This is a genomic window from Burkholderia seminalis DSM 23518 (assembly GCF_902832885.1).
GTDB lineage: Bacteria > Pseudomonadota > Gammaproteobacteria > Burkholderiales > Burkholderiaceae > Burkholderia > Burkholderia seminalis.
In genome coordinates this window covers 522,807-539,536 of the sequence record NZ_CADFDK010000002.1, presented here as the reverse complement: position 1 = coordinate 539,536, position 16,730 = coordinate 522,807, and the positions used below count along the sequence as shown (strand labels likewise).

The following is a 16,730-nucleotide window of genomic DNA, read 5'->3' as shown; positions in this document are numbered from 1 at the left end:
GACGCTCAGAACGCCGTGAGGATGCCCGCGACGATCGAGCTGGCGGTGGCGCCCGGCCTGGCGACCGCGACGCCGCCACCCGCCGCGCCGTTGACGACGAAGCGCGCATGCGCGCCGTTGCGCACCATCGCGGCGCCCGTGTACAGCACCGTGCGCTTCGACAGCGGATAGTCGAACCGGATGCCGTACGAATCGGCATTGCCGTCGCTGTCCGCGACCTTCCGGTAATGGCCGACGCTCAACAGCAGCGACGCGCGCCCGATCGGCACCGTCGCGCTCAGCTCCATGATGTCGCTGTGCGGATACGCGCTCTGGCTGTCGATCGCGGCCGCGACGTCGGGGCCGCCGCGATGGCGCAGGTACAGCGCGGCGACCTTCACGACGTTGAAGTCGTACGAAATCGCGCCGAGCGTGTAGTTGCCGTTCGCGGCCGGGCTGGTGTCGCCGAGCGCGGAGGCCGCCACGGGGCTGAACTTCTGCTGCATGTAGTCGACGTCGACCGACAGGCCGCCGCGCACGTAGTTGATGCCCGCGCCATACGTGTCGCCGAGCGTCGCCGGCTGCCCGGCCGCGCCGTTGGTGCCGCGCGCGGCCATCGCGCGCAGCATGAAGCCCGCGTAGCGCGGCGACGTGTAGCGCATCGCGTTGCGCACGCGCAGGAACGCGGGGCCGACGAAATTGTTGGTCGCGTTGCCCCACGCGAGCCCCGCGCCGAGGCCCGGCAGGCTGTACGTGACGAGCGTCGTATGCAGGATCGTGTAAAGCTCGCCGAACTGCACGCCGCCGAACGGCCCCGTGATGCCGACCCACGCTTCGCGGCCGAACAGCGCGCTGCCGTTCGACAGCGCGCCGCTGCCCGCGTTGAAACCGTCCTCGAGCTTGAAGATCGTCGCGTAGCCGCCGCCGAGATCCTCGACGCCCTTCAGCCCCCACTGCGACGCCCACAAGTTGCCGCTGCCCATGCGCGCCACATGGTTCGGCCCGGCATTCGCGTATTCGACCGCGGTATCGATGCGGCCGTAGAGCGTCACGCTCGATTGCGCGGCGGCCGGCAGCGCGGCGCAGGCGAGCAGCGCGGCAAGCGGTACGGCAAGCCGGTCGGCCCGCCCGTTCGGTTGGTTCATCTTCGTCGTCCCGTAGAAGTGCCGGCGTCGGTCGGCGCCGCGCCGCGTGGTGTGATGCGCGTTCGCCGCCAACGGCCAACGCTGCCGATCAAAAACGGGCCGAGTCTAGAAACGACAATTTCGGATGTCGACGCAATGCGCGCCATAACGCTTATAGATGCGCCGCATGATGCGCGCGCGCCCCGCCGCACGCGTGCCGCGCGGCGGCCCGTGAGCACGGCCTCGGTGTTTTCTTTATCCGGGTCGGTAAATGTCCGTGTGGCGCCGCTGTCACTCCGCCTATGGCAGCCGAATTTGGCCGACTACGCTGCGTCTCCGATCGTGTCACCCGCACGCTTTCGCGCCGCGACGGCGCCCGGCCCGCAAGGCCGCTGCCGCGCTTTTCCACCGCCCGCTCCTGGAGAATCCGCATGTCCGCATCCCCGGCCCGCGCTGCCGACGGCAAGCGCTATACGTACGAATGGTATGTCGTCGTCATCTGCATGCTCGCGTACGTCTTTTCGTTCGTCGACCGCCAGGTCCTCGTGCTGATGATCGAGCCGATCAAGCGCGACCTGCACTTGTCCGACACGCAGTTCAGCCTGCTCAACGGCTTCGCGTTCTCGCTGTTCTACGCGGTGATGGGGCTGCCCGTCGCGTATCTCGCCGATCGTTATGCGCGCCCGCGCATCATCTCGCTCGGCATCGCGCTGTGGAGCGTCGCGACGGCCGCATGCGGGCTCAGCCAGCAGTTCGTGCAGATGTTCGTCGCGCGGATGGGCGTGGGCGTCGGCGAGGCCGCGCTGTCGCCCGGCGCGTATTCGATGCTCGCCGACTACTTCCCGAAGGAGAAGCTCGGGCGCGCGATCGCCGTGTATTCGCTCGGCTCGTTCATCGGCGGCGGCGTCGCGTTCCTGATCGGCGGCTACGTGATCGCGCTGCTCAAGCATGCGAGCGCGTTCACGCTGCCCGTCGTCGGGCAGGTGCATGCATGGCAGGTCACGTTCCTGATCGTCGGGCTGCCGGGGATCCTCGTCGCGCTGCTATTCGCCGCGACCGTGCGCGACCCGCAGCGCAAGGGGCTCGCGCAGGATCGCTCGGGCGCCGTGCGGCGCGTGTCGATGCGCGACTCGCTGCGCTTCGTCGGCACGCATCGGGCGACCTTCTCGTGCCACTACCTCGGTTTCTCGTTCTATGCGATGACGCTGTACTGCCTGCTGAGCTGGACGCCCGCGTTCTATATCCGCCGCTTCGGGATGACGGCCGTCGAAGCCGGCTACACGCTCGGCATCGTGCTGCTGGTCGCGAACACGGCCGGCGTGTTCTGCGGCGGCTGGCTCAACGACTGGCTGCTGCGGCGCGGCCGTGCCGATGCGCCGATGCGCGCGGGCGCGCTCGGCGCCGCCTGCATGGTGATTCCCGCCACGCTGTTCACGCAGCTCGACAGCCTGCCGGCGTCGCTGGCCATGCTCGTCGTCGCGATGTTCTTCGCGTCGTTCCCGATGCCGACGTCGACCGCCGCGATGCAGACGCTCGCGCCGAACCAGATGCGCGCGCAGATCTCCGCGCTGTTCCTGCTCGTGTCGAACCTGATCGCGCTCGGGATCGGCACGACCGTCGTCGCGCTGTTCACCGATCGGGTGTTCGGCGCGCCGGCCGCGGTCGGCCATTCGATGTCGATCGTCAACGTCGCGGCGGCCACGCTCGCGGCGCTGCTGCTCGCCGCCGGCTGCCGGCACTATCGCCGCAGCCTCGATCGCGAACGCGGCCAGGCAGCGGCGGCGCCGCTGCCGGCAGCCGATGCGGGCGACGCGATCGCCGTGCGGTGAGCGCCATCGCGCCAACCGACCATTATCCGCCCCACTGATTAGGACATTGCTTTTTAATCGATTTGATTTATGCGACGCCCGTCCCTATTCTCGATCGCATGACGGCGCGGTGCCTGCCGCGCCGCGCTCCTCCTACCCCACGGAATTTTCCATGCAAGCGAACCGCCACCAGGTCCGGATCGACGCGCTGATCGACGCGGCGCAGGACATCCGCTGTTTCCGGGTTTCGCGCGTCGACGGCCAGCCGTTCGACGCGTACGAACCGGGCGCCCATATCGACGTCACCGCGCCGTCCGGCATCACGCGGCAATACTCGCTGTGCGGCGACCCCGACGAGCGCGGCAGCTACCTGTTCGCGGTGAAGAAGGAAGCGCGGTCGCGCGGCGGCTCGCGTTCGCTGCACGACGACGTGGCCGTCGGCGCCGAGCTGTCGATCGGCGCGCCGCGCAACCTGTTTCGCCTGACGGACGACGCGAGCGAGCACGTGCTGATCGCGGCCGGCATCGGCATCACGCCGCTGCTGTCGATGGCGTACGCGCTGCACAAGCGCGGCGCGCGCTACCAGTTGCATTACTTCGCACGCAGCCGCGAGCACGCGGCCTTTGTCGACGCGCTGTCGGCCGAGCCGTTCGCGCCGCACGTGACGTTCCACTACGGTGTCGAGCCCGATACGCTCGCGGCCGAACTCGGCCGCTGCGTCGCACCGATCGATGCTCGCGCGCATGTCTACACGTGCGGCCCGGGGCCGTTCATGGACGCGGTCGTCGCGGCGGCCGCGACGCGCGTGCCCGACGATTCGATCCATCTCGAACGTTTCGCGGCGGAACCCGTCGCCGCCGAGGCGGGCAAGACCGGCGCCGATCCCGGTCCGGTCGACGGCTTCGAGGTACGGCTGCAACGCAGCGGACAATCGGTGCGCGTGACGCCCGACACGTCGATCGTCGACGCGCTCGCGCGCATCGGCATCGAAGTCGATACGTCATGCGGCGAAGGCGTGTGCGGCACCTGCATGGTGCCCGTCCTCGACGGCGAGCCCGATCATCGCGACCACTGCCTCAGCAAGGCCGAACGCGCGAGCAACACGGTGATCTGCTGCTGCGTGTCGCGCGCGCGCTCGGCGGTGCTGGTGCTCGATCTCTGAGATTCGACGCGCGCGTCGCGGCCGTCATGCGTCGTCGAAACGCTCGACGATCTCGGCGAGCAGCGCACGCATCCATGCGTTGCCCTCGTCCTCGTGGAAATGCTCGTGCCAGTGCATCGTCACCGGTGCGGGCGGCAGCATGACGGGCAGGTCATAGAGGCGGAACGCGTTGTCGCGGTTCAGGATCTGCGCGAGCCGCCTCGGCAGCGTCGCATAGAGATCGGTGACCGACAGCACGCTCGGCAGCGCGACGAAGTGCGGGACTTCCAGCGCGATGTTGCGGCCCACGCCCTGCGCGCGCAATGCGTCGTCGAGCGCGTGATGGCTGTGCTCGACCGACTTCACGTTGACGTGCGCGGCGCGCACGAATGGCTCGAGACCCAGCGCGGCGCCGGCCGGCAACCCGCGCCGGCGGCCCGTCATGCACACGTAGGTTTCCTCGAACAGCACCTGGTGACGCGTGCGCGGCATCAGCTCCGGCAGGTTGCCGATCGCGAAATCCAGCCGGCTCGCCCGCAACGCTTCCTCGATCTCCTCCACCGGCAGCGGCTGCACGCTCAGCGTCACGCGCGGCGCGCGCTCGCGCAGCGCCCGGCAGATCGCCGGCAGGTACGCCATCTCGCCCGCATCCGACAGCGACAGCCGGAACGTGCGCGTGCTGGTGGCCGGATCGAAACGCTCCGCGTAGCGCAGCGCCACGCGCACCATGTCGAGCGCCTTGCCGACGATGCCGGCCAGCTCCAGCGCGACCGGCGTCGGCTGCATGCCCGAGCGCGTGCGCACGAACAGCGGATCGTCGAACAGCGTGCGCAGCCGGCCGAGCGAATAGCTGACGGCCGGCTGCGACAGCGCAAGCCGCTCGCCGGCCTTCGTCAGGCTGCGCTCCTCGACGATCGCCTGGAATACGCGCAACAGGTTCAGATCGAGATGATCGACCGACGTCATTGTAGCCTCCATCATTTGCCGCATTTATTGAACGGCCAATTTTAGATCAATTTGACGGATATATAGCGGAAGACGAGACTGGGTACTCGATGCCGCGCGCGACGCGGCCCGATTTCGCAGCTCTTTCCCCACGACGACGATGAGCGACATTGCCTACCAGACGATCGACACCCGTGCGCTGCACGGTCTCGTGCAACCCGACCGCATCGCGCCCGCGATGTATCACGACCCCGCGCTGTTCGAAGCCGAGCTCGACCGCATCTTCTACCGCACCTGGATCTGGGTCGCGCACGAAAGCGAGCTGCCGAACCCGGGCGACTTCGTCACGACGACGATCGGCCGCCAGCCGGTGATCGTCGTACGCGACAGGACGGGTGAAATCAACGTGCTGCAGAACCGCTGCCGCCATCGCGGCGCGACCGTGTGCGAAGCGCACAAGGGCAACGCGAAAGGCTTCACATGCCCGTATCACAGCTGGTCGTACGCACTCGACGGCACGCTGCGCGCGCTGCCGTACGGCGACGGCTACGAAGGCGTGTGCGAGAAGGGCGACCTGCCGCTCGTGAAGCTGCGCGTCGGCGTGTACCAGGGGCTGATCTTCGCGAGCTTCAACGACGCCGTCGAGCCGCTCGAGGATTTCCTCGGCGGCGCGAAGCCGTGGATCGACCTGTTCATGAAACAGGGCGCCGGTTACCCGATCAAGGCGAACGGCGAGCACAAGTTCAAGTTCAAGGGCAACTGGAAGATCCAGCTCGAGAACACCACCGATCTCTACCACTTTCCGGTCGTGCACAAGTCGTGGATGAAGTCGATCGACGACGAGACGGCCGCCGCGATCACGAGCTTCATGACGAGCGAGGACGCGTTCTGCCGCGGGCTCGGCAACGGCCACAGCCTCGCGGTGCTGATGCCCGAGCTGATCGATCTCGACGAAGACGACGGCGCGCCGCTGCCCGAGCGCTTCGCGCCGCTCGCGGCCACGCTCGCCGAACGTCACGCGCCGGACGAGGTGCGCCGCATCGTGCGCTCGCTGATGGGCGTCGGCTTCAACCTGAACCTGTTCCCGAACCTCGCGCTGTCGATGGCGTTCTTCCGCGTGCTGCGGCCGATCTCCGCGAACGAAACCGAGATTCGCCACGTCGCGCTCGCGATGGACGGCGGCCCCGACGAAGCGAACCGCGAGCGGTTGCGGATTCACGAGCACTTCCAGGGCCCGTTCGGGTTCGGCAGCCCCGACGACGCGGAAGCGTGGGAGCGCGTGCAGCGCGGCGCGCATGCGGGCCCCGACGTGCCGATCCTCGTGAACCGCGGGCTGAACCGCGAAACGACCGCCGCGAACGGCGAAAAGACCGCCCATGCGACCGACGAGACCGGCATGCGCGAGGCCTACCAGCAATGGCGCAAGATGATGGAGCAACGATGATGGACGACCGCAACGCCCTCTTTTCCGAGCAGACCTTCGCCCGCGCGGTCGAATTCGTGTGGCGCGAAGCCGAGATGCTCGACCGCCGCGACTACCGCGCCTGGCTCGACTTGTGGGAGCCCGCCGGCCACTACGTGGTGCCGATCGACCCCGATGCGACCGATTTCGCGGCGACGCTGAACTACGTGTTCGACGACCACGACATGCGCGAGAAGCGCGTGCAGCGGATGGTGTCCGGCTATTCGGCCTCGGCGACCGACGCGGCGCGCACGGTGCGCACCGTGTCGCGCTTCACGCTGGAAAGCGGCGGCGCCGACACCGTCGCGCTGAAATCGGCGCAGGTCGTCGTCGCGTACAAGCGCGGCGCCGCGACGCTGTTCGCGGCCGACGTCACGCACACGCTGCACGTCGATGCCGAAGGCGAGATGCGGATCGCGGAGAAGGTCGTGCGCCTGATCGACTCGACCGAAGCACTCAGCGCGATCGGCTTCCTGCTGTAAGCCGCGGCCGGTTCACCGCTGCAAGTGCAAAGGTGAGCCGGCAACCTTCACCTTTCCGGACCACCATGCCCACACTCGAAGTTTTCCTGCCGGCCGGCCATGACGACGCACGCAAGGCCGAGCTGATCGCGCGGCTGACCGGTGCGACCGTCGACGCGATCGGCGCACCGGCCGAATCCGTGCGCGTGCTGCTCACCGAGCTGCCCGCGACGCATGTCGGCCTCGGCGGCCGCAGTGCCGCGGACGGCGCGCCGCCGTCGCTGCCGGTGATCGTCGCGATCCTGATCGCCGGCCGCACCGACGCACGGAAACGCGCGCTGATCGCCGCGCTGTCCGACGCGGGCGCGAGCGTGCTCGACGCGCCGCTTCAAGCCACGCGCGTGATCATCAAGGACATTCCGGCCACCGACTTCGGCATCGGCGGCCAGACCGCGCGGGCGCTGGGACGATGAGCGCGCGCCGCGCGTCGCTGCCCGGCCGCGACGCGACGCGGCGGCTACGCGGGTGCGCCGGCGAGCGGCAACGTCACGCGGCAGTCGAGCCCGCCGCCGCCGGCCGGGCTCGCGGCGATCCGCCCGCCGTGACGCGTGACGATGCTCTTGCACAGCGACAACCCGATGCCGTTGCCGCCGGCTTTCGACGACGAGAAACCGTCGAACAACCGGTCGTGCGCACCTTCCGCGATGCCGGGACCGTTGTCGATCGCGCGCAGCTCCGCATGCCCGGCGAGGTTTGCCGTCGCGAGCGTCAGCGTACGCGGCAGGCGCTCGCAGCCGGCGAACGCCTCGATCGCGTTGAACGCGAGATTCAGGATCACCTGCCCGATCAGCACGCGCTCGCAGCGGATCGGCAGCGGCACGTCGGCCTGCACGAGCGCGACCGTCACGCCGGCTTCCTTCGCGCGCAGCTCGATGAAGTAAGCGACATCGGCAAGGATGTCGCGCAGGTCGGCGACCGCGACGACCGGCTCGCGCTTCACGATGAATTCGCGCACGCTCTTGATGATCAGCGCCGCGTGCTCGGCTTGCCGGTCCGCGCTGCGCAGCCCCCAGATCGCGTCGTCGACGGCGCCGTTGCCGTTCAGCCGCCGCACCGCGCCCTCGATGAAGTTGCGCACGGCCGCGAGCGGCTGGCTCAGCTCGTGCGCGATCACGCTCGCCATCTCGCCCATCGCGTTGTAGCGGCCCGCGTATTCGAGCATCCGCGCCTCCGCACGCCGCGCGTCCTCGATCGCGACTTCGTCGCTCACGTCGCGGAACTGCACGAGCAGCCCGTCGAGATCGCCTTCGATCTCGACCTGCCGGCACAGGATGCGCAGCCAGCACGGCGAGCCGTCGCGCCGCACGATCCGGTAGCGCTGCGGCGCGGACGGGTACGCCGACGGCGCATCGCGCAGTTGTGCGACGAGCCGGTCGCGATCGGCCGCGGAACAGTAGTCGAGCACCGCGCCGAGCGGTTCGTCGGGCGCGAGCCCGAGCACGCGGCGGCCCGATTCGCTGATGAACTGCACGCCGCCGTGCGGCGTCACGACCGCGATGCCTTCGTCGAGATCCTGCATGAACTCGCGCAGCCGCGCCTCGTAGCGGCGCAACTGCCGGCGAACCGCCTCTTCCGCGCTGATGTCGCGGAACTGCACCATCACGACGTCGCGCCCGCGCAGCGGCACGTAGGTGGCGGTGGCCTCGGACAGCATGTCGACGCCCGTACGCGAGCGATAGCACCACTCGTACACCTGCGGCCCGTCGACGAGCGCACGATCCCAGGCACTCACCGCGATCTCGCGCTGGTATTTCGGCTCGGGCCGCGTCATGTCCGGCGCCTTCAGCGGCAGCAACTCCTCGACGGAGAAACCGAGCGCGATGCACGCGGCGCGATTCGCCCACACGATCGCCTTCGTCCGCGCGTCGTGCAGCAGCACGCAGGTCGTCAGCGCGTCGAGCAGCCGGTGGAAATCGTCGTCTTCGGGGAAACTCATGATCGGATCCGGATGAAGGCGCGCGGCATCGCGCGGCCGGAAATCCAACATAGCACCGGCGCGCGCCGATCGCACCTGAAGATTTCTTTAGGCCGGCCCGGAACGTCACCAGTCGCACGGCCCAACGCACCAATTGCTGCGTGTTTTCGGCGTTTCTAGACTGGCTGCATCGTCGTGCCGCAGGTCCAGCCCCGCACGGCACGCATGCCACCCGCATCCGAACCCTTGTCCGCCCAGGAGACAACCATGCCGCAAGCCGCCCTCGCCATCGAACCCGCGCCGTCCTCGCCGTCCGTGGCAGGTTCCATGGCCGCGCCGTTGTCGCCGCTCGACGCGGTGATCGAGACCGTCGCCGCGCGCCGTGAAGAATTCGACCGTCTGTCGCACGTGCCGCGCGACGTGATCGCGCTGTTCAAGCAGGCCGGCATCTATCGCGCGGGCACGCCGCGTCGCTTCGGCGGCGACGCGCTCGCGCCGACCGCGTTCCTCGACATGATCGAGCGCATCGCGACGGCCGACGGGTCGGCCGCGTGGGTCGCGAGCTTCGGCTCCGCGAACGTCTATCTCGCGGCGCTGCCGCTCGAGACGCAGGCCGAGCTGTACGCGAGCGGTCCCGACCAGGTGTTCGCGGGCGGCCTGTTCCCGGTGCAGCCGGCGCAGGCCGCGCCGGGCGGCTGGCGCGTGAACGGCACGTGGAAATTCGCGAGCGGCTGCAAGGGCGCCGACTGGCTCGGTGTCGGCATCGCCGTGCCGGGCGCACAGGACGCCGCACCGAACAAGCCGCGCACGGCCGTGTTCCGCGCGGCCGACGTCGAGATCGTCGAGAACTGGAACGTGGTCGGCATGCAGGGCACCGGCAGCCACGACCTGCGCATCGACGACCGCTTCGTGCCGGAAGCGTGGACCTTCGTACGCGGCGGCGAACCGACCGTCGACGAGCCGCTGTACCGCTACCCGACCGTCGCGTACGCGGCGCAGGTGCTGGCCGTCGTCAACCTCGGCCTCGCGCGCGCGGCGCTCGACGTCGTGAACCGGATGTCGGGCGGCCGGCAAACGACGACCGGCGCACCGCGTCTCGCCGATCGCGCGTACTACCGCATCGAGCTCGCGAAGGCCGAGGCGCAACTGCGCTCGGCGCGCGCGTTTTTTTACGACGCGACCGACACCGTGTGGCGATCGATCCTCGCCGGCAATCCGGTGACGCCCGAGCAGGTCAGCCTGCTGCGGCTCGCGGCCACGCAGATCGCACGCGAAGGCGCGAGCGTCGTCGAACGCGCGTACCGCCTCGGCGGCACGGCGGCGATCTATCGCACGCATCCGCTGCAGCGGCTGCTGCGCGACGCGATGGTCGTCACGCAGCACGCGTTTCTCGGCGAAGGCAACTTCGACGGCGCGGGTGCGGTGTTCACCGGCGTGACGCCGTTTCCCGGCTATCTGTGACCCGTGTCGACCGAAGCCGTTCCTGAACACGCATGATCGCCGGCCGATTCATGCGCCCCATCGATTCCTCTGGAGAGCCCGATATGTCCGACCCGAATCCGCTGCCGCTGCGCGTCCTGTTCTGCTGCGGCGTGTCGCAGAACTTCTTCGACCTGCCGCGCGAGAAGATCGGCGAAGTGTGGCAGGCGTACGGTGCGATGCTCGCGGCCGTCGAAGCGATGCCCGGCGTGCGCGTGCTCGGCGTGATGGACGACGACCGCCTCGTGGTCGGCCAGGCCGACGGCGCGCCGTGGACGTTCTACATCATGGCCGACGTCGCCGATTTCGACACGACGGTCGCCGTATGCAACCTGTATCGCACGACGCCCGTCGGCGAATACAACCTGTGGCGCTACGGCAAGATCGAGGCGCGCGTCGGCCGCGCGCTGACCGTGCCGCCGGCCGGGAAGCCCGCGGCGTGAGGCGCGCGATGAGCGACCTGCCGCCGGACCCGATCGATGCGCTCGTGCAGCGCCTGGCCGCGCTCGACGCCGAGCGCGCGGTCCGCGCGACGCTCACGCGCTACATGGCGCTGTGCGACGTGCCCGAGGATGCCGGCGACGGCCCGTCGCTCGCCGAACTGTTCACCGCCGACGCCGTGTGGGAAGGCATCGGCCCGCACTACGCGCGCAAGTTCGGCCGCCTCGAAGGCACCGCCGCGATCGTCGCGATGCTGGGCCGCTACCTGCCGCCCGACCCGCATTTCGCGGCGAACCTGCACTTCCTGACGTCGGAGTCGATCGAGATCGGCGCCGGCAACACGCGCGCGCGCGGCCGCTGGATCATGCTGCAGGCGTCGCGTTATGCGGACGGTTCGGCCGAGCTGATCGCCGCGCGGCTGACCGTCGATTTCGCGCCGGCGGCCAGCGGCTCCGCGTGGCTGATCCGTCATTTCCGCACCGAACGCGTACTCGACGGCCCGTGGCCGCTCGCCGCCGCGCCACGGTCCTGATCCATTCCACCGCTTTCGCGCGATACCGACCATGACAGGCTTCATCGACACCTTCACGCTGGGCGGCCCCGGCCCCACGATCGCGATCAAGGACACGATCGACATCGCGGGCCATCCGACCCGCGCGGCCAGCCGCGCGCTCGCCGACGCGCCGCCGGCCGCACATCACGCGGACGTGGTCCGCCTGCTGCTCGACGCCGGCTGGCAGATTGCCGGCAAGGCGAACATGCACGAGCTCGCGTTCGGCATGACCGGCATCAACGACTACACGGGCACGCCCGTCAATCCGCAAGATGCGACGCGCATTCCCGGCGGCTCGTCGAGCGGGTCCGCGTCGCTCGTCGGGCTCGGCGCCGTCGACGCGGCGCTCGGCACCGACACCGGCGGCTCGATCCGGGGGCCGGCCGCGTGCTGCGGCGTGGCCGGCCTGAAGCCGACGTTCGGCCGCGTATCGCGCCGCGGCGTCGCGCCCGCCGACACGACGCTCGATTGCGTCGGGCCGTTTGCGCGCGATATCCGCACGCTGGCCGCGGTGATGGCCGCGATCGCACCGGGCTTCGATCGTGCGCAGGCCGCGGCATCCGCGGCAGGCTTTACCGTCGCGCACGTCACGGTCGAAGCCGATCCGGCCATCGCGGCCGCGCTCGATGCGGCCGTTCGCGCCGCGGGCCTGCACGCGCACGCCGTCGTGCTCGACGACATGCCGGCCGCGTTCGCGGCGGGGCTCACCGTCATCAACGCGGAAACGTCGCGCGCGTTCGGTCATCTGGTCGCGACGGGCCGGCTCGGCGCCGATCTCGATACGCGCCTGCGCATGGCCGCGACGACGACACCGGCCGCGCTCGCCGAAGCCGAAACCGTCCGCGCACGCTTCACCGCGCAGGTCGATGCCGCGCTCGAGCACGCCGACGTGCTGGTGCTGCCGACGCTGCCCGCGCTGCCGATCACGCTGCAGCAGGCACGCGACGGCGTGTCGGTCATCGCGATGTCGTCGCTGATCCGGCCGTTCAACCTGAGCGGCCATCCGGCGCTCAGCCTGCCGCTGCCGCTCGCCGGTTCGCCGCTGAAGGCCGGCCTGCAGATCGTCGGGCGCAAGGGCGCGGACGAACAGGTCTGCGCGATCGCGGCGCACTTCGAAGCGGCCCTCGCCGCATGAACCACGATACGGGCGCCGCTTCCACCGGCATGCGCCCGCGAACCAGGGAACCACGCACCATGTCAGATCGAGTCGTCATCGTCACCGGCGCCGCGCGCGGGCTCGGCGCCGTCATTGCCGAGCGCTTCCATGCAGCCGGCTACCGCGTCGCACTGGCCGATATCGCCGCCGACGCCGTTCGCGCGCATGCACGCGACCTCGACCCGAGCGGCGCCCGCGCGATCGCGCTGCCGCTCGACGTCACGTCGAAACGCGATTTCGAAGCCGCGCGCGATGCGCTCGTCGCACGCTGGGGCACGATCGACGTGCTCGTCAACAATGCGGGCGCCTCGAAGGTCGTGCCGGCCATGGAGATCACGGCCGAGCAGTTCGACCAGGTGATCGACGTGAACCTGCGCAGCGTGCTGTTCGGCTGCCAGGTGTTCGGCCAGTACTTCGCGGCGCGCGGCGCGGGCCGCATCGTCAACATCGCGTCGCTCGCCGGACAGAACGGCGGCTCGGCGACGGGCGCGCACTATGCGGCCGCGAAAGGCGGCACGCTGACGCTGACCAAGGTGTTCGCGCGCGACCTCGCCGCGCAGGGCGTGACCGTCAACGCGATCTCGCCGGGCCCGCTCGACCTGCCGATCGTGTACGAGAGCGTCGCGCCGGAGAAGCTGCGCCAGGTGCTCGCGAGCCTGCCGGGCGGCAAGCTCGGGTCGGCCGGTTTCGTGGCGGATGCCGCCGTGCTGCTCGCGTCGGGCGACGCGCACTTCGCCAACGGGGCGTGCTGGGACATCAACGGCGGGTTGTACATGCGCTGAGCGCGGCAGGCTTATCGCGACGACTCCCCGCCGTCGCCCCACACGACCATCACGTCGCGCACGAGCGCGGCGATCGACGTCGCGCCGAGCTTCTCCTTGATGCTCGCGCGATGCACGTCGACGGTCTTCACGCTGATCGACAGGTCCGACGCGATCTGCTTGCTGCCCTTGCCGTCCACGACGCCGCGCAGCACTTCCTTCTCCCGCGCGGTCAGCGCATCCAGCCGCTGGCGCAGCTCGCGGTGGCGCTGGCTCACCGCGTGCCGCTGCTGCGCGAGCCGCAGCGCGCGCTGCACGCGTTCGAGCATCTGCTGCGAGTTGTACGGCTTCTCGACGAAATCGATCGCGCCGTTCTGCAGCGCGCGCACCGACATCGGAATGTCGCCGTGCCCGCTGACGAAGATCACCGGCAACGTCGCGCCGCGGGCATTCAGTTCGGCCTGCACGTCGAAGCCGCTTTTCTCGGGCATCCGCACGTCGAGCACCAGGCACGCGGGCAGGTTCGCGTCGAAGCGCGCGAGAAACTCGCCCGCGTTCGCGAACCCTTCGGACGCAATGCCGACCGATTCGAGCAACCACGCGAGCGACGTCCGCATGCCGCCGTCGTCGTCGACGATGTATACGATCGGTGCGGGTGACGTCGTCATCGCGGGTGTCTCGCTGAATATCGGTATGGGTGTCGCACGCGCCGCGCGACAGGCCGGTGGCCGGCGGGTCGCGCGCGTCGTTCGCTGGGGGTGTGCGGCACATCATAACGAGCCGAAAACCCGCTGAATACCCTTTTGCGTGCCGCACGTCCGCCCAATCGCGCTTTTTTCGCGCGGCGCGGCGCGCATCTAGGTAGAACCTTTAGATGCGTTGGCGGGAACGCCATGTCCATCGTCAATCGTGCGAATGGTCGCCCGCATTTTCGCGACGTACGCTTGGATCATCGTCGGCGATCCGGCGCTGCCTCGACAGCGTGACGCGATCGCCGCCTTCGTCCAACAGGAGCACCCATGTCTTCCACGACCGATATCCCGCGACCGGCACGCGTCGAACCGACCGACACGCAGAAGGCCTTCCGCCAGGCGATGGCCCACCTCGGCGCGGCCGTCAACGTGATCACCACCGCCGGGCCGCACGGCCGCTGCGGGATCACCGCGAGCGCCGTGTGCTCCGTCACCGATACGCCGCCGACGTTGCTCGTGTGCCTGAACCGGTCGAGCGCGATGCACGCGACCTTCGAGCGCAACCGCCACGTCTGCATCAACGTGCTGCCGGCCGAGCACGAGCTGCTCGCGCGGCATTTCGCGGGACTCACCGACCTGCCGATGGCGCAGCGTTTCGAACTGCCCGTGTGGGATCGGGGCGAGCAGGACGTGCCCGTGCTGCGCGACGCGCTCGCCAGCCTGCAGGGCACGATCGCCGACATGAAGGAAGTCGGCTCGCATTCGGTGATGTTCATCGAGGCGACGTCGATCCGCGTGCGCGACGACGGCGACAGCCTCATCTACTTCAGCCGCGCGTTTCATCGCGTCTCGCGCACCGCGTACGTGCGGTGACGTTCGCGTGACTACGCGGGCGTCCGCAACGCGCGCTGGGCGGCCGCAAGCGCCGCGCCCGCGAACAGCGTCAGCGCCGAATACACGAGCCCGCGCGCGAGCCCCGCGCTGTCCGACACCCAGCCGATCGCGACCGGCCCCGCGATCTGGCCGAATGCGAAGACCGTCGTGAACGCGCTGATCCCCTTCGCCCAGCCGTCGGGCGGCAGGTTGTGCCGCACGAAGGCCGTCGTCGACGCGACGGCCGACAGGAACGTCGCGCCGAACAGCACGCCCGACGCGAACGCGGCGGCCGGATGCACGAACATCGCGGGCATCAGCGTCGCGATGCCGAGCAGCGCGTTGAGCACCGCGAGCGCCTGCCCGCCGCGCATCCGGTCGAGCAGCCCCGACCACAGCCGCGCCGACACGACGGTCGCGACGCCGAGCATCACGTAGAACGCGGCGACCACCGTGCCGCTCATGCCCGCGCCGCGCAGCAGCGCGACGATGAACGTCATGTAGCCGATGTAGCCGACGCCGAACAGGCCGTAGCCGGCCAGCGCGAGTCCGAAACGGGCCGCGCGCGCGGTTGCCGCCGGTGCCGTGCCGTCGCGCGGCCTCGCCGGTGCCGCGTGTGCGCGCTCGATGCGATGCGCGGCCGCGATGGCCACCGCCGAGAACAGCACGCAGGCGAGCGCGAGCGCGAACCACGCGGCCTGCCAGCCGTGCACGCCATGCGTGAGCGTGGCCGGCACGAGCAGCGACGACGCGACGATGCCCCACCCCGTACCGCCGTAATAGAGGCCGAGCAGCAGCCCCGCATCGCGCGGCGACGCCGACGCGAGCCGCGCGGCCAGCACGCCGCCGCTGATGAAGATCAGCGCGCTGCCGATACCCGTTGCGAGCCGCTGCGCGAGCAGCGCGTGCATGCCGGACGTGAGCCCGCAGGTCGCCATCAGCACCACGGTCAACGCGCAGCCGGCCGCCAGCAGCGTGCCCGCGCGCCAGCGCCGCGATAGCAGCGGAAACGCCAGCGCGCCGACCAGGTAGCCGGCCGCGTTCGCGGTATTCAGCGCGCCGGCCTGCGCGAAGGTCCAGCCGAGATCGGCCTTCATCGGCGGCAGCAGCAGCGCATACGAAAAGCGTGCGAGGCCGAGCGCGATCGCGCTGCCGAGCGACAGGCCGATCGCGAGCCGCCACGCGGCCATGCGGTCGGGATCGGTGGTGCCGGCGGCCGGCTGCGTCGGGCCGGCGCGCTCCGGTTGCGGCGCTGCACGCATCGGGTCGTCTCCATCGTTGTGATGCCGTCCTGACGACGGCGCACGCGGCCGCGGCCATCGCGCAAGATCGTCAGATGGTGCCAGAAAACCGGAGGCATCGCCGCACGCGGGCCCGCGCGCAATATGCGCGTGATACGCGTGCGCGATCGTCTTTCATGAATCACGCAATGCGAAATAATCGACGCCATTGCACGTCGAATTATAAAAAACGGCCGAATGCATTAATCGAACGGAATCCCGATAATTGGAAAATCAGGTCGGTCCCGTTATTCTATTTATCGGCCTCCTTTTCCCGTCGACCTCGATAAAATGCCGGTGTTTAGCACGCTTTGGCTAAAAACGTCGCAATGCATTGCATTAACAAAATCATCAGACTAATATCGACGCCACTTGTCCGGCATTCACGAAATACCGAACAAGGAGCGGCAAGATTTTCTACCGCACTTTCATGTTGAATCACTCATGTTCACCACAGGAGAATTGACATGCAGGACACCCAGCAGATCGAATTGCTTGACTGGATGCAGGAAGACACGCACCCCGAGGCCGTCGACATGATGGTCGAGGACGCCGTGGTGCCGTTCGGCACCGCGCTCTGGCCGGTCTGAGCGGGCCACC

At 69.3% G+C, this 16,730-nt stretch carries 17 protein-coding genes; 12 read left to right on the top strand and 5 right to left on the bottom strand.

The features are described 5' to 3' along the window. Positions 1-5: 5 nt before the first annotated feature. A complete protein-coding gene (locus tag HWX00_RS08920) occupies positions 6-1,124 on the bottom strand; it encodes a porin (RefSeq protein ID WP_124608057.1) in 1,119 nt (372 codons plus the stop codon). A 410-nt stretch (positions 1,125-1,534) separates the two neighbouring features. Here HWX00_RS08920 and HWX00_RS08915 point away from each other — a divergent pair, with 410 nt between their 5' ends. Then, on the top strand, positions 1,535-2,932 hold the full coding sequence (locus tag HWX00_RS08915) for a spinster family MFS transporter (RefSeq protein WP_069704515.1): 1,398 nt from the start codon (positions 1,535-1,537) through the stop codon (positions 2,930-2,932). A 151-nt stretch (positions 2,933-3,083) separates the two neighbouring features. Further along, positions 3,084-4,073, top strand: coding sequence for a PDR/VanB family oxidoreductase (locus HWX00_RS08910; RefSeq protein WP_034188307.1), 990 nt, complete (start codon positions 3,084-3,086; stop codon positions 4,071-4,073). A 24-nt stretch (positions 4,074-4,097) separates the two neighbouring features. On the opposite strand, the gene HWX00_RS08905 is transcribed toward HWX00_RS08910, so the two are convergent. Then, the gene (locus HWX00_RS08905) at positions 4,098-5,018 is read right to left on the bottom strand and encodes a LysR family transcriptional regulator (protein ID WP_049030804.1); all 921 of its coding nucleotides are present in this window, start codon (positions 5,016-5,018) and stop codon (positions 4,098-4,100) included. Positions 5,019-5,157: 139 nt separating this feature from the next. Between HWX00_RS08905 and HWX00_RS08900 the strand changes: the two genes are divergently transcribed. The 3 genes from HWX00_RS08900 (at position 5,158) to HWX00_RS08890 (ending at position 7,393) form a co-directional block, all read left to right on the top strand. Continuing rightward, on the top strand, positions 5,158-6,441 hold the full coding sequence (locus tag HWX00_RS08900; protein WP_175028476.1) for an aromatic ring-hydroxylating oxygenase subunit alpha: 1,284 nt from the start codon (positions 5,158-5,160) through the stop codon (positions 6,439-6,441). Further along, positions 6,438-6,941 (top strand): aromatic-ring-hydroxylating dioxygenase subunit beta, encoded by a 504-nt coding sequence (locus tag HWX00_RS08895; protein WP_049030802.1) that lies wholly within the window; start codon positions 6,438-6,440, stop codon positions 6,939-6,941. Before HWX00_RS08900 ends, HWX00_RS08895 begins: the two co-directional genes overlap by 4 nt. Positions 6,942-7,006: 65 nt before the next feature. Next, the gene (locus tag HWX00_RS08890; RefSeq protein WP_034188311.1) at positions 7,007-7,393 is read left to right on the top strand and encodes a tautomerase family protein; all 387 of its coding nucleotides are present in this window, start codon (positions 7,007-7,009) and stop codon (positions 7,391-7,393) included. 44 nt (positions 7,394-7,437) lie between these two features. Here the strand turns inward: HWX00_RS08890 and HWX00_RS08885 are convergent, their stop codons facing one another. After that, positions 7,438-8,967 (bottom strand): sensor histidine kinase, encoded by a 1,530-nt coding sequence (locus HWX00_RS08885; protein ID WP_226193656.1) that lies wholly within the window; start codon positions 8,965-8,967, stop codon positions 7,438-7,440. 195 nt (positions 8,968-9,162) lie between these two features. Here HWX00_RS08885 and HWX00_RS08880 point away from each other — a divergent pair, with 195 nt between their 5' ends. From HWX00_RS08880 to HWX00_RS08860, 5 genes are all read left to right on the top strand, one after another. Continuing rightward, positions 9,163-10,356: an acyl-CoA dehydrogenase family protein gene (locus HWX00_RS08880; protein WP_175029051.1), complete on the top strand. Its 1,194-nt coding sequence runs from the start codon at positions 9,163-9,165 to the stop codon at positions 10,354-10,356. Positions 10,357-10,439: 83 nt separating this feature from the next. After that, a complete protein-coding gene (locus HWX00_RS08875; protein WP_175029050.1) occupies positions 10,440-10,817 on the top strand; it encodes a hypothetical protein in 378 nt (125 codons plus the stop codon). A gap of 8 nt (positions 10,818-10,825) precedes the next feature. Further along, complete coding sequence (locus HWX00_RS08870) at positions 10,826-11,347, top strand: nuclear transport factor 2 family protein (protein ID WP_034188590.1); 522 nt, start codon at positions 10,826-10,828, stop codon at positions 11,345-11,347. A 31-nt stretch (positions 11,348-11,378) separates the two neighbouring features. After that, positions 11,379-12,503 (top strand): amidase, encoded by a 1,125-nt coding sequence (locus HWX00_RS08865; RefSeq protein WP_175029049.1) that lies wholly within the window; start codon positions 11,379-11,381, stop codon positions 12,501-12,503. Positions 12,504-12,562: 59 nt separating this feature from the next. Continuing rightward, positions 12,563-13,306: an SDR family NAD(P)-dependent oxidoreductase gene (locus HWX00_RS08860; RefSeq protein WP_175029048.1), complete on the top strand. Its 744-nt coding sequence runs from the start codon at positions 12,563-12,565 to the stop codon at positions 13,304-13,306. Positions 13,307-13,317: 11 nt separating this feature from the next. On the opposite strand, the gene HWX00_RS08855 is transcribed toward HWX00_RS08860, so the two are convergent. Next, positions 13,318-13,953 (bottom strand): response regulator transcription factor, encoded by a 636-nt coding sequence (locus HWX00_RS08855; protein ID WP_059559628.1) that lies wholly within the window; start codon positions 13,951-13,953, stop codon positions 13,318-13,320. A 351-nt stretch (positions 13,954-14,304) separates the two neighbouring features. Between HWX00_RS08855 and hpaC the strand changes: the two genes are divergently transcribed. Beyond that, complete coding sequence (hpaC, locus tag HWX00_RS08850; RefSeq protein ID WP_034188318.1) at positions 14,305-14,850, top strand: 4-hydroxyphenylacetate 3-monooxygenase, reductase component; 546 nt, start codon at positions 14,305-14,307, stop codon at positions 14,848-14,850. Between the two features lie 11 nt (positions 14,851-14,861). On the opposite strand, the gene HWX00_RS08845 is transcribed toward hpaC, so the two are convergent. Next, entirely contained in the window at positions 14,862-16,112 is a 1,251-nt protein-coding gene (locus HWX00_RS08845) for a YbfB/YjiJ family MFS transporter (protein ID WP_175029047.1), read from the bottom strand. Between the two features lie 485 nt (positions 16,113-16,597). Between HWX00_RS08845 and HWX00_RS37140 the strand changes: the two genes are divergently transcribed. Then, on the top strand, positions 16,598-16,720 hold the full coding sequence (locus HWX00_RS37140; RefSeq protein WP_006766865.1) for a hypothetical protein: 123 nt from the start codon (positions 16,598-16,600) through the stop codon (positions 16,718-16,720). The last annotated feature ends 10 nt before the right edge of the window (positions 16,721-16,730 follow it).

Coding starts and splice junctions, on each gene's coding strand:
- HWX00_RS08870 (WP_034188590.1), top strand. CDS start 10,826: ATGAGCGACCTGCCGCCGGACCCGATCGATGCGCTCGTGCAGCGCCTG.
- HWX00_RS08845 (WP_175029047.1), bottom strand. CDS start 16,112: ATGCGTGCAGCGCCGCAACCGGAGCGCGCCGGCCCGACGCAGCCGGCC.
- HWX00_RS08920 (WP_124608057.1), bottom strand. CDS start 1,124: ATGAACCAACCGAACGGGCGGGCCGACCGGCTTGCCGTACCGCTTGCC.
- hpaC (WP_034188318.1), top strand. CDS start 14,305: ATGTCTTCCACGACCGATATCCCGCGACCGGCACGCGTCGAACCGACC.
- HWX00_RS08885 (WP_226193656.1), bottom strand. CDS start 8,967: ATGTTGGATTTCCGGCCGCGCGATGCCGCGCGCCTTCATCCGGATCCG.
- HWX00_RS08895 (WP_049030802.1), top strand. CDS start 6,438: ATGATGGACGACCGCAACGCCCTCTTTTCCGAGCAGACCTTCGCCCGC.
- HWX00_RS08865 (WP_175029049.1), top strand. CDS start 11,379: ATGACAGGCTTCATCGACACCTTCACGCTGGGCGGCCCCGGCCCCACG.
- HWX00_RS37140 (WP_006766865.1), top strand. CDS start 16,598: ATGCAGGACACCCAGCAGATCGAATTGCTTGACTGGATGCAGGAAGAC.
- HWX00_RS08915 (WP_069704515.1), top strand. CDS start 1,535: ATGTCCGCATCCCCGGCCCGCGCTGCCGACGGCAAGCGCTATACGTAC.
- HWX00_RS08900 (WP_175028476.1), top strand. CDS start 5,158: ATGAGCGACATTGCCTACCAGACGATCGACACCCGTGCGCTGCACGGT.
- HWX00_RS08890 (WP_034188311.1), top strand. CDS start 7,007: ATGCCCACACTCGAAGTTTTCCTGCCGGCCGGCCATGACGACGCACGC.
- HWX00_RS08880 (WP_175029051.1), top strand. CDS start 9,163: ATGCCGCAAGCCGCCCTCGCCATCGAACCCGCGCCGTCCTCGCCGTCC.
- HWX00_RS08855 (WP_059559628.1), bottom strand. CDS start 13,953: ATGACGACGTCACCCGCACCGATCGTATACATCGTCGACGACGACGGC.
- HWX00_RS08875 (WP_175029050.1), top strand. CDS start 10,440: ATGTCCGACCCGAATCCGCTGCCGCTGCGCGTCCTGTTCTGCTGCGGC.
- HWX00_RS08860 (WP_175029048.1), top strand. CDS start 12,563: ATGTCAGATCGAGTCGTCATCGTCACCGGCGCCGCGCGCGGGCTCGGC.
- HWX00_RS08905 (WP_049030804.1), bottom strand. CDS start 5,018: ATGACGTCGGTCGATCATCTCGATCTGAACCTGTTGCGCGTATTCCAG.
- HWX00_RS08910 (WP_034188307.1), top strand. CDS start 3,084: ATGCAAGCGAACCGCCACCAGGTCCGGATCGACGCGCTGATCGACGCG.